Raw genomic sequence first — 11808 nt, forward strand, 5'->3', positions numbered from 1 at the left:
GCCTGACGGGGCGGCCCGGCCTCGCTCACAGGTGCCCAGCGCTCCGGTCGGCATCCCGGCGACGCTCGTCCCGCACGGTGCGCGACGCCCGAGGCGGTGACAGCCGCCCGTCGCCGCCGAGGAGGAGATCACGATGAGCACGTCCACCACGACCCGTCCGCGCACCGCGTCCGCCGAAGGGGACGCCCGCAGCGACGCCGACGCCGCCACCGGACCGGCTGCCGAGGGCCTCTATGGGCCGCGGGGCTGGACCGTCGCCGCCGGGGTCTGGGAGGTGCTCGGCCGCTGCCGCGACGAGCTGCGCTCGACGGCCTTCCCCGCCGCCTACGGCCTGGCGCCCCAGGGGCTCATCAGCGCCGACGGCGCACCGGTCGATGACTACACGCCCTTCCGGGCACTCGGTCCCGACGGCTCCCGTCGGCTCCTCGACGTGCTCCCGGAGGAGGCGCTCGGCGACCGGCAGAACCTCGCGCCGAGCCTCGGGACGCTCCTCGCCGCCTGCGCCGAGGGGCAGGGACGGCTCCTCCTGTCCGGTTACGGGATCGGCCCGCAGCGCGATGACGAGCGCGTCACCGTCGAGGCGCTCTGGGTGGCCGACGCGGACCTCCAGGACATCGAGGTCACGGAGGAGCACGGCCCGTGCTGCCGGTGCCGCGAGCTGTGGCGAACGGTGCGCGACCGCTACGGCCTCGACGCCGAGGCGATGCCGGACGAGATCCGCCGCCTGAGCGCCGACTGGACCGGTGGGCGGACCGGGTGGTGGCTCTGGTGGGACTGACCCGGTGCGCCCCGGCCGGACGGCCCCGGATGTGACCGATCCCCGGCCGCTCCACCCTGGTGCGGCCGGGGACCGGCGCCCCGGCGACCCGTAGCATGGCCGCCGTGATCAACGTCCAGGACCTCACCATGCGCATCGGCGCTCGCCAGCTCGTCGCCGGTGCGAACTACCGCGTGGACAAGGGCATGAGGATCGGGCTCGTCGGCCGGAACGGAGCCGGCAAGACCACGATGACCAAGCTGCTCGCCGCGCAGTCCGTGGCCCAGGGCACGAGCCAGTCGGTCGCCGACGCCGACGCGAGCCACGGCCTCGAGGCCGTTCAGTACGAGGGCACGATCTCGTGCAACGGCTCGGTCGGTTACCTTCCCCAGGACACGAAGGTCGGCGACCTCACCGAGATCGCGCGCGACCGCATCCTCTCCGCCCGCGGCATCGACGCGCTCCTCAAGCGCATCCACAAGGCCGAGGAGAGGATCGCCCAGTCCGCCGAGGGCGACGCGATGGCCAAGGCCCTGGACCGCTACACCCGGCTCGACCACGAGTTCACCATGGCCGGCGGGTACGCGGCTGCGGGCGAGGCCGCGCGCATCTCGGCGGCCCTCGGCCTGCCCGACCGGGTCCTCGACCAGCCGATCGGCACGCTCTCCGGTGGCCAGCGCCGCCGTGTGGAGCTCGCGCGCGTCCTCTTCCAGAAGCCGGACACGCTGCTCCTCGATGAGCCGACGAACCACCTCGACCACGACTCGATCCTCTGGCTGCGCGACCACCTGCGCACTTACGCCGGTGGGTTCATCGTCATCTCCCACGACGTCGAGCTCCTGCGTGACACCGTCAACCAGGTCATGTACCTCGACGCGAACCGCGGTGTCCTCGACGTGTACCACCTCGGCTGGGACGCCTACCTCCACCAGCGCTCCGAGGACGAGACGCGCCGCCGCAAGGAGCGGGCCAACGCGGAGAAGAAGGCCGCCGCGCTCCGCGCCCAGGGCGAGAAGATGCGCGCCAAGGCCACGAAGGCCGTCGCCGCCCAGCAGATGCTCAAGCGCGCCGACCGGCTCCTCGAGGGCCTCGAGGCGGAGCAGGAGGCGGACAAGGTCGCGCACCTGCGGTTCCCCGATCCCGCTCCCTGCGGCAAGACCCCGCTGCGCGCCGCCCGCCTGTCCAAGGCCTACGGCTCGCTCGAGGTGTTCGCCGGCGTCGACCTCGCCATCGACCGCGGCAGCCGGGTCGTCGTCCTCGGCCTCAACGGCGCGGGGAAGACGACCCTGCTGCGCCTCCTGGGCGGCGTGGAGACCCCCGACTCGGGCGAGGTCATCGACGGCCACGGCCTCAAGATCGGCTACTACGCCCAGGAGCACGAGACGATCGACAACAGCGCCACCGTCGTCGAGAACCTCCGACGCTCGGCGCCGGGGATGAACGACACCGAGGTGCGCAGCGTGCTCGGCTCCTTCCTCTTCTCGGGGTCCGACGCGGACAAGCCCGCCCGCGTGCTCTCCGGCGGTGAGAAGACGCGCCTGGCGCTCGCCATGCTCGTCGTCTCCTCCGCGAACGTCCTCCTCCTCGACGAGCCGACGAACAACCTCGACCCCGCCAGCCGCGAGGAGATCCTCGGGGCCCTGTCCACCTTCGAGGGTGCCGTCGTCCTCGTCACCCACGACGAGGGCGCAGTCGAGGCGCTCGAGCCGGACCGCGTCCTGCTCCTGCCCGACGGCGACGAGGACCTGTGGAACGACTCCTACCTCGAGCTCGTCACCCTCGCCTGAGCGCGAGGCCCGGCCGGCGCCGCGCCCGGTGAGCGCCGTCACGTCGGGCCTCCGCGCCCGAGGACGTAGGGTGGGTGGGAACAAGACGGTGGGCCGGGACGTTGCCCCGGTGACATCAGACCCCTCATGAGCAGGAGAGACACATGGCAGAGACCACCCTCACCGACGCCACCACCGAGGTCCCCGAGCACGAGGTGCTCCTCACCGAGACCGCGGCCGCGAAGGTCGCCAGCCTCCTCGTCCAGGAGGGGCGGGACGACCTGCGCCTGCGCGTCGCTGTCCAGCCCGGCGGCTGCTCCGGCCTCGTCTACCAGCTCTACTTCGACGAGCGGCTCCTCGACGGCGACGCCGTCCGAGCCTTCCCGACCGGAGGTGGCGAGCTCGAGTCCGTCGAGGTCGTCGTGGACCGCATGAGCGTGCCGTACCTGTCCGGCGCCACCATCGACTTCGCCGACTCGATCGAGAAGCAGGGCTTCACCATCGACAACCCGAACGCCACCGGCACCTGCGCGTGCGGCGAGTCCTTCCACTGAGCCGTCCCACGGACGTGACCGCTCCCCAGTCCGCGAACGGACCGGAGCACTGAGCCGACCGTCGGAGCCCCTCGGGGCCCGGCGGTCGTGCCGCGTCCGGAGGCCTCTCACAGCCGGCCTGCAGGCCGCGTCCCGCCCACGTACCACTGACACACCGCCCCCATCCAAGGAGATCCCCGTGCGCCGCACGCCCCTCGCCCTGTCATCCCTCGCCCTCGCGGCCACGCTGACCCTCGCCGGCTGCTCCGGCTCGTCCGGCTCCTCCTCGGCGTCGGCCCCTGCCTCCGCCTCCGCGGCCGCGACCGCCGCGTCCACGGTCGCGCAGAACGTGCAGTGCTCCGACCTGACGATCGACTCCGACTCCGACGCCCTCCCGACCGTCTCGGGCGACGCCGGCAAGGAGCCGACGCTCAAGTGGAGCGGCAAGAGCGCCCCGAGCAACCTCACCGTCAAGACGCTTGAGAAGGGCTCGGGCGCCGAGGTCTCCGAGAGCGACTTCGTCAAGGCGGGTTACGCCGGGTGGCAGTGGGGCTCGGACACCGTCTTCGACTCCTCATTCCAGCGCGGCTCCGACACGACCTTCTCCCTCGTCTCCGTCATCTCCGGGTGGCGCTGCGGCCTCGCGGGCCACCACGTCGGCGACCGTGTGGAGATGTCCATCCCGGCCAGCCTCGCCTACGGGGACTCCGCCTCCTCATCCGGCGCCCCGACCGGCCCGCTCGTCTTCGTCGTCGAGATCACCGGCTCGCACAGCGCCAAGGATCTCGCCGCGGGAACGAAGGACGCGCAGATGGTCGGCGAGGACGAGCTGAGCAAGCGCGGCATCACGGTCACCGGCGACCTCGGGGCCGCGGCGACGATCAAGGTCAATGACGGCGCGACCGAGCCGACCAAGACCGAGGTCATCGTCCTGGCCAAGGGCACGGGACCGGCGGTCACCGAGAAGGACTCGCTCCTCATCAACATGGCCTACACGGACTGGAAGAACTCCGGCACGCAGTCCTCCTGGGACGCTGACCAGGCCCAGCCCATCGACATGTCCACCGCGACCGGTCTGAAGGACCTCGTCGGAGTGCCCGTGGGCTCGCGCGTCGTCGTCCTCCTGCCGGGCTCGACCTCGACGGCGGACGCCTCCGGCACGAGCAGCTCCGCTTACGCCTACGTCATGGACATCGAGGCCACCATGTGAACCGAGCGCGCCTGATCGCGCACTGAGTGACGGGCGGGGGCGGCCGGGACCCGTGGGGGGCCCGACCGCCCCCGCCCGTCACTCGTCGTCGCCTCGTCGTCGACCGAGCACGATGAAGGGCTCCGGCACCACGATGGTGCCGGAGCCCTTCGCTGATTTCGCGGTGGCCGCGCCTGGCGCGATCACCGGAGCGCGTCAGCGGACGATGAGGCCCTGGGCCTGGGAGGTCGCCGCGGAGAGACGCTCGGAGACGTCCTGCCAGTTGGCGATGTTCCAGATGGCCTTGACGTAGTCGGCCTTGACGTTGAGGTAGTCGAGGTAGAAGGCGTGCTCCCACATGTCGACCTGGAACAGCGGGATGGTGCCGACCGGGACGTTGCCCTGCTGGTCGAAGAGCTGGAAGGTGACGAGCTTGCCGGAGACGGAGTCGTAGGCGAGGACGGACCAGCCGGAGCCCTGGATGCCGAGGGCGTTCGCGGTGAACTGGGCCTTGAACTTGTCGAAGGAGCCGAAGGAGTCCTTGATGGCCTCGGCCAGCTCGCCCTCGGGCTCGCCGCCGCCGTTGGGGGAGAGGTTCTTCCAGAAGATGGAGTGGTTGATGTGGCCACCGAGGTTGAAGGCCAGGTTCTTCTCGAGGAGGTTGATGGCGGCGTGGTCCTCGGCCTCGCGGGCGGCCTCGAGCTTCTCCAGGGCCGCGTTGGCGCCGGCCACGTAGGTGGCGTGGTGCTTGTCGTGGTGGAGCTCCATGATCTTGCCGGAGATGTGGGGCTCGAGCGCGGCGTAGTCGTAGGGGAGCTCAGGAAGCGTGTAGACGGCCATGAGGTCTGCCTTTCTGCTGATTCGATGTGACGCCGGACGCCATCGTCATAAGGGCGAACCGACGTTCCGAACACGATTGATCGTAGGCTCTGATCGACGGAACCGCCAGTGCCGCGGTGTGATTACACTGATCGCAGAACCGGGGACGGTCCGCGCGTCGCGTGCGGGCCGAGCAGCGTCCCGGACAGTCGCATCCTTCCCTTGGAGGTCCGTATGGCCGAGCAGGCCGCCCAGCAGCGCCTCGCGCTCCTCGTCTTCTCCGACGACGCCTCCGTGCGCCGCGAGGTCATCGACGGCGTCGGCCGTCGCCCCGCCAAGGGGCTGCCCCTCGTGAGCTGGACGGAGACCGCCACGGCCGAGGGCGTGCGCATGGCCATCAAGGACCGTGAGGAGGCCGGTGAGGCCCCCTTCGACTGCCTCGTCCTCGACGGCGAGACGAAGAAGCTCGGTGGCATGGGCCTGGCCCACGAGCTCTTCACCGAGCTCGACCGCCGCCCACCGGTCGTCCTCCTCACCGCTCGCCCGCAGGACTCCTGGCTCGCCGCCTGGTCCAGGGCCGAGGTCGTCGTCCCGCGCCCGCTGGACCCGATGGCCCTCCAGGAGGGCGTCACCGCCGCCCTGCAGGCCCGCCCCGGCGCCGTCGTCGCGGCTGGCTGACCAGGTCCCGCCTCCCGCTCAAGCGCCCGTCGCCCCGCTGGGGCGGCGGGCGCGTCGCGTCGTGAGCGTCCTGCAGCGGCCCGTGCCGGAGCCGCGCGCCCGAGGGGAGTCGCGTTCCCGGACCCCTCGCGGGCGCAGCTCCCAAGAGGTTCGGGCCTGGCTCAGACCAGGCTCACACGTCGGCGTCGATGACTCGCTGGTGCCGGGCGGCCCCGCCGACCGGCCAGGACAGTCCGGCCAGGACGGTGTCGAGGCGCTCCGTCGCCTCCTGGGACTCGGCCCGCTCGTGCGCGTCCTCGGGTCCACGGGGGGTGCTTCCGGTGACGGCGTGGCGCCGCTCGTCCTCCTCGGGGCCGAGTCCGACCTCCACGAGCCGGGCCCCGGCGTCGAGGCACCAGTCGGCGAGCAGCTGCGTCTCCTCCACGCTCGCCCCGGCCCCGACCCTCTCCGGGCGCTCGACGACCCGGGCAGACGCGCGCAGCGCGGCGACCGACGGCCGCGGGTCGGCCCCGGGGAGGGTGACCGCGCTGCCGGCCAGGGCGCCCCAGCGGACGCAGACGAGCTCCCAGCCGCCACCGTCGCGGCGTCGGGCGGCGATCAGGTGCGGGCACCCGATGAGCGGACGGACCGCCTCGGCGCGCCTGGCCCCGAGGATGAGCGCGCGCAGGCGGTGGGTCCACGCTCCGGCCTCCTCGAAGCGCTCGTCGGCGGACAGCCGCGCGACCCGTTCGAGGAGCGGCACCGCCACGACGTCGATGTCCCCGGTCAGGGCTCGGCGCGCCGTGGCGGGGTCAGCGGGCTCGTCACCGGCGGCCACGGCGCGCCGACCGCTGCCGTCCCACGCCCGAAGGCGCAGGACGGACTCGGCGGCCCGCTGCGCCTCCTGTGCGCTCGAGCGGTTGCGGAACGGCCCGACCGCGGCGCCCACCTCGTCCGTCGCCAGGACCGTCGTCGTCGCCAGGTGCGGCCCCTCGCCACCGCGCCCGTCGACCAGGTGCAGCCACGGCTGGCGCCGCGGCTGCCGCGAACGGCGGTTGACGGGCGGGTCCAGCTCGGCGATGAGGCGGAGCTCGCGAACGCGCGCCTCGATCTCGGTCGGCGTCGGGATGGTGCGCACCTCGACCGTCGTGTCGAGCATCTGCGCGACGCGCGAGCGCTTCTCCGCCGCCGTGAAGTAGGAGCGGACCCGTCGTCGCAGGTTGACCGCCGACCCGACGTAGAGGACCTGGCCCGCCTGGGAGACGAACTCGTAGACGCCCGGCGAGGTCGGCAGGTCGTCGGCGAGCCGCGACTTGGCTCGCCGCCGCGCGGGCACGGGGTCGGTCGCCGTAGCGAGGTCCTCCAGGTGCGTGACGCCGAGAGGGGCCAGGGCCTCGAGCGCGGCGTGGAGGACGTCGACCGTGGCGCGCGCGTCGTCGAGAGCGCGGTGCGTCGGCGTGGTGGGGGAGCCGACGAAGCTCGCGAGGGTGCCGAGCCGGTGGTTGGGGACGTCGCTGCGGCTCCAGGCGCGACGAGCGAGGGCGAGGGTGTCGAGAACCCGCGGCTCGGTCCAGTCCAGGTCGAGGGCCTTCGCCGCTCCTCGGAGGTGCCCGACGTCGAAGCGGGCGTTGTGGGCGACGAGGACCGTCGTTCCCGCGTCCCCGTCGGGACTGGGACGCGCCCACTCCAGGAAGGAGATGAGGGCCTCGCCGACGGGCGGGGCGTCGACCACCATGGCGTTCGTGATACCGGTGAGGACCGTGATCTGTGCCGGGATCGCGCGCCCAGGATTGACCAGCGTGCCGAACTCGGCCTCGATGACGCCCCCGCGGACCCGGACGGCGCCGATCTCCGTGATGGCGTCGGCGCCCGGTGCCCCGCCGGTGGTCTCGAGGTCGACGACGACGAAGGTGACGTCGGACAGGGGGGTCCCCATGTCGGCGAACGCCGCCTGCACGCCGTCCCCGGTCCCCCTGACGGCCTGCGCCGGGGCAGGGCTCCCCGAGCGAGAGGGGTGCGAAGCGTCAGGCGGAACCACGTGGCGAGGCTAGACTCCGTCCAGCAGCCGTTCCACCTGCCCCGTTCCGCGCGTCCGCCCGCCCCGACACCGTCGTGAGGCGCTGGACGTGCCGGCCGTTCCGGGCGGTGGACCCGTTCACCATCCGGAGGAGGACCCGCGTGGGGTACCGAGGCATCAAGACCGTCACCGGTCCGGCCCTGGAGATGCTCTACCAGCCCTGGATCCGGGGTGAGGAGAACATCCCCGCCGAGGGGCCGGCGATCCTCGCGTCGAACCACCTGGCCGTCATCGACTCCTTCTTCCTGCCGCTCCTCATCGAGCGCGAGGTCGCCTTCATCGGCAAGTCCGACTACTTCACCGGCAAGGGGGTCAAGGGCTGGGCGGTCAAGAACTTCATGACCGCCGTCGGCACCATCCCCGTGGACCGCTCCGGCGGCAAGGCCTCCATGGCGGCCCTCCAGGCCGGCATCGACCGGCTGCGGTCCGGCGAGCTCTTCGGCATCTACCCGGAGGGCACCCGCAGCCCCGACGGCCGCCTCTACCGCGGCAAGACCGGGGTGGCGCGCGTCGCCCTCGCGACCGGTGCGCCCGTCATCCCGGTGGCCATGATCGGGTCGAACCTCGCCCAGCCCATCGGCCAGGCCATCCCCTCGACACGTCACCGCGTCGGGATCGTCATCGGCGAGCCCCTTGACTTCTCCCGCTACCAGGGCCTGGACAACGACCGCTTCGTCCTGCGCTCGATCACCGACGAGATCATGTACTCCCTCATGAGCCTGTCCGGCCAGGAGTACGTCGACCTCTACGCGGCGGACGTCAAGAAGGCCATGGACGCGGAGAAGAGGTCCGCGGACGAGGTGGTCGACGAGATGCGCGCCGCCCTCGCCGAGCGCCGGCCCGCCGCGGCGCCCGTCAACGCGCCCGGTGGTCGTCCCGCCCCAGAGGTCGCGGTTCCGGAGCCGCCGGCCCAGCCCGACGCCTCGCAGACCGCCGAGACCGCGCACCGCGAGCCGGAGCAACCGGACGCCACGGCCTGAGCCTCGCGTGCCGGGGCGGAGGGACCGGCGTCCCTCCCTGTCGGTCGGCGCCGCCTTGTAGAGTGGGCGCAGCGCGGCCAGCGCCGCGCGCACCTGCCACCGACCTGAAAGGTTCTCGATGTCGATCCGTCGCGTCGCCCTGCTCACCGCGGGCGGCTTCGCCCCCTGCCTGTCCGCCGCCGTCGGCGACCTCATCGAGCGCTACACCGAGGTCGCCCCCGAGGTGGAGATCATCGCCTACCAGTACGGCTACCACGGCCTGCTCACCGGCAACTACGTCGTCATCGATGAGGAGGGCCGCAAGAACGCCGGCACCCTGCGCGACTTCGGCGGCTCCCCGATCGGCAACTCCCGCGTCAAGCTCACCAACGCGAAGAACCTCGTCGAGCGCGGCCTCGTCGAGGAGGGCGTCAACCCCCTCGAGTTCGCGGCCGAGCAGCTCCGCAAGGACGGCGTCGACGTCCTGCACACCATCGGCGGCGACGACACCAACACGACCGCCGCGGACCTCGCCGCGTACCTCAAGGAGCACGACTACGACCTCACCGTCGTCGGTCTGCCCAAGACCATCGACAACGACGTCGTCCCGATCCGCCAGTCGCTCGGAGCCTGGACCGCCGCCGAGCAGGGCGCCGGCTTCGCCCTCAACGTGATCGGCGAGCACCGCTCCAACCCCCGCATGCTCATCGTCCACGAGTGCATGGGCCGCAACTGCGGCTACCTGACCGCGGAGACCGCCCGCCGCTACCACGAGCTGCTCAAGGACAAGCAGTGGGCCCCCTCGCTCGGCCTCACCCAGGAGCGCTGGGACGTCCACGCCGTCTTCCTCCCGGAGATGAAGCTCGACCTCAAGGCCGAGGCGGAGCGCCTCAAGGCCCTCATGGACGAGCAGGGCAACGTCAACATCTTCCTGTCCGAGGGCGCCGGCGTCCCGGAGATCATCGCTGAGAAGGAGGCCGCCGGCGAGGAGGTCGCCCGCGACCCCTTCGGCCACGTCAAGCTGGACACCATCAACCCCGGCCAGTGGTTCGCGAAGCAGTTCGCGGAGCTCATCGGCGCCGAGAAGGTCATGGTCCAGAAGTCCGGCTACTACTCGCGCGCCGCCGCCGCCAACGACGAGGACCTCGCCCTCATCAAGACGATGTGCGACCTCGCCGTGGACTCCGCCCTCAAGGGCGTCTCCGGCGTCATCGGCCAGGACGAGGAGAACGGCGACGAGCTCGCCGCGATCGACTTCCAGCGCATCGCCGGTGGCAAGCCCTTCGACATCACCCAGTCCTGGTTCACGGACCTCATGAGCGACCTCGGCCAGTCGGTCGAGCCCGCCGAGGCCTCCGCCGAGCACTGAGTCCGAGTCCCGGGGACGGCCACGCGCCGTCGACCGGGTCCCGGAGCACGACCTCGCCCCCGCGTCCCGCCCACTGGCGGGACGCGGGGGCGCTCCGTGCCGCCCCCTATGATGCGGGCGTGATGAACGAGCCCGACGCAGCCACGACCGTTCCGAGCTGGAGGGAGCGTCCTGCCTCCCAGCAGCCGAGCTACCCGGACCCGGCGGCGCTCGAGGCCGTCACGAGCGACCTGCGCAGCCGCCCGCCGCTCGTCTTCGCCGGCGAGGTCGACGCCCTGCGCCAGTCCATGGCCGCGGCGAGCGAGGGCCAGGCCTTCGTGCTCATGGGCGGAGACTGCGCGGAGTCCTTCCAGGACAACACGGCCAACAACATCCGCCTCAAGCTCCAGACCATCCTCCAGATGGCCGCCGTCCTCACCTACGGCGCCTCCACCCCGGTCATCAAGATCGGCCGCATGGCCGGCCAGTACGCCAAGCCGCGCTCCTCGGACACCGAGACCCGCGACGGCGTCACCCTGCCGTCCTACCGCGGCGACTCGGTCAATGACCACGCCTTCACCTCGGAGGCGCGCGTCCCCGACCCGGGGCGCATGCTCGACGCCTACCTGCGCGCCGGCACGACCCTCAACCTCATCCGCTCCTTCACGATGGGCGGGTACGCGGACCTGCGCGAGGTGCACTCGTGGAACCGTGGCTTCACGGGCAACCCGGCGTACTCGCGCTTCGAGTCCTTCGCCGAGGAGATCGACCGGGCCATGCGCTTCATGGAGGCCGCCGGCGTCGACTTCGACGCGCTGCGCCAGGTCGACTTCTACGCCGCCCACGAGGCGCTCCTCCTCGACTACGAGGACGCGATGATCCGCGAGGACTCCCGCTCCGGGCGCCTCTACGACACCTCGGCCCACTTCCTGTGGGTCGGGGAGCGGACCCGCGGCCCGCACGACGCCCACGTCACCCTGCTGGCCGGGGTCCACAACCCTGTCGGCGTCAAGATCGGCCCCTCGACGACGGGCGACGACGTCCGCGCCCTCATGGACGCCCTCAACCCCGAGGGCGACGCGGGGCGTCTCACCCTCATCACCCGGATGGGCGCCGGCCGGATCCGCGAGGCGCTGCCTCCCATCGTCGAGGCCGTCAAGGAGGACGGACGGCCTGTCACGTGGGTGACGGACCCGATGCACGGCAACACCATCACCTCGGACAACGGCTACAAGACCCGGCGCTTCGACACGATCCTGGACGAGGTCCGCGGCTTCTTCGAGGTACACCGCGCCGCGGGGACGGTCCCCGGGGGCATCCACGTCGAGCTCACTGGCGACGACGTCACGGAGGTTCTCGGCGGCGGCGAGCACATCGACGAGGCCGCCCTCGAGGAGCGCTACGAGACTCTCGTGGACCCGCGCCTCAACCACCAGCAGTCACTCGAGACGGCCTTCGAGGTCGCGGAGATGCTCCGCGGCTGACGCTCCTCGCCAGAGGGGGGTGCCCCTATGTTGTTGGTCAAGCGGCAGCGGGTAGCTGGTGGGTTGGTTGGGGGTCATAGAGGGCGCCGTCGCGGATCATGGCGTGCAGGGTGAGGATGCGGCGGTGGGCCAGGGCGATGACGGCTTGGTTGTGGCGCTTGCCCTGGGCGATCTTGCGGTCGTAATAGGCCCGGGATACGGGGTCGGAGCGCAGTGAGG

Annotated in this window: 10 protein-coding genes and 1 pseudogene; 8 read left to right on the plus strand and 3 right to left on the minus strand. The window is 71.9% G+C overall.

Translation table 11 applies throughout. The features are described 5' to 3' along the window. Positions 1-133 precede the first annotated feature (133 nt). The 4 genes from IXW69_RS04435 (at position 134) to IXW69_RS04450 (ending at position 4266) form a co-directional block, all read left to right on the plus strand. Positions 134-778: a hypothetical protein gene (locus IXW69_RS04435; protein WP_228524733.1), complete on the plus strand. Its 645-nt coding sequence runs from the start codon at positions 134-136 to the stop codon at positions 776-778. Between the two features lie 95 nt (positions 779-873). Next, positions 874-2544, plus strand: coding sequence for an ABC-F family ATP-binding cassette domain-containing protein (locus IXW69_RS04440; protein WP_228524735.1), 1671 nt, complete (start codon positions 874-876; stop codon positions 2542-2544). 143 nt (positions 2545-2687) lie between these two features. Then, positions 2688-3077 (plus strand): HesB/IscA family protein, encoded by a 390-nt coding sequence (locus tag IXW69_RS04445; RefSeq protein ID WP_194785151.1) that lies wholly within the window; start codon positions 2688-2690, stop codon positions 3075-3077. Positions 3078-3255: 178 nt separating this feature from the next. Next, entirely contained in the window at positions 3256-4266 is a 1011-nt protein-coding gene (locus tag IXW69_RS04450) for an FKBP-type peptidyl-prolyl cis-trans isomerase (protein ID WP_194785152.1), read from the plus strand. A 195-nt stretch (positions 4267-4461) separates the two neighbouring features. On the opposite strand, the gene IXW69_RS04455 is transcribed toward IXW69_RS04450, so the two are convergent. Continuing rightward, a complete protein-coding gene (locus IXW69_RS04455) occupies positions 4462-5085 on the minus strand; it encodes a superoxide dismutase (RefSeq protein ID WP_194785153.1) in 624 nt (207 codons plus the stop codon). Between the two features lie 213 nt (positions 5086-5298). Between IXW69_RS04455 and IXW69_RS04460 the strand changes: the two genes are divergently transcribed. Beyond that, on the plus strand, positions 5299-5742 hold the full coding sequence (locus tag IXW69_RS04460; RefSeq protein WP_194785154.1) for a hypothetical protein: 444 nt from the start codon (positions 5299-5301) through the stop codon (positions 5740-5742). Positions 5743-5914: 172 nt separating this feature from the next. Here IXW69_RS04460 and IXW69_RS04465 read toward each other — a convergent pair whose 3' ends face one another. After that, entirely contained in the window at positions 5915-7759 is a 1845-nt protein-coding gene (locus IXW69_RS04465) for a DEDD exonuclease domain-containing protein (protein WP_407646527.1), read from the minus strand. A 140-nt stretch (positions 7760-7899) separates the two neighbouring features. On the opposite strand from IXW69_RS04465, the gene IXW69_RS04470 reads away from it, so the two are divergent. From IXW69_RS04470 to IXW69_RS04480, 3 genes are all read left to right on the plus strand, one after another. Beyond that, positions 7900-8778: a lysophospholipid acyltransferase family protein gene (locus IXW69_RS04470; RefSeq protein ID WP_194785156.1), complete on the plus strand. Its 879-nt coding sequence runs from the start codon at positions 7900-7902 to the stop codon at positions 8776-8778. A gap of 118 nt (positions 8779-8896) precedes the next feature. Next, positions 8897-10126, plus strand: a complete 1230-nt coding sequence (locus IXW69_RS04475; RefSeq protein WP_194785157.1) for a pyrophosphate--fructose-6-phosphate 1-phosphotransferase — start codon at positions 8897-8899, stop codon at positions 10124-10126. A gap of 122 nt (positions 10127-10248) precedes the next feature. Then, a complete protein-coding gene (locus tag IXW69_RS04480) occupies positions 10249-11589 on the plus strand; it encodes a class II 3-deoxy-7-phosphoheptulonate synthase (protein WP_194785176.1) in 1341 nt (446 codons plus the stop codon). 37 nt (positions 11590-11626) lie between these two features. On the opposite strand, the pseudogene IXW69_RS04485 reads toward IXW69_RS04480, so the two are convergent. Further along, a pseudogene (locus IXW69_RS04485) lies at positions 11627-11808 on the minus strand (IS110 family transposase); the annotation flags it as partial.

Origin of the sequence: Actinomyces haliotis, from assembly GCF_015355765.1 — a bacterium.
GTDB classification, from domain to species: domain Bacteria; phylum Actinomycetota; class Actinomycetes; order Actinomycetales; family Actinomycetaceae; genus Actinomyces; species Actinomyces haliotis.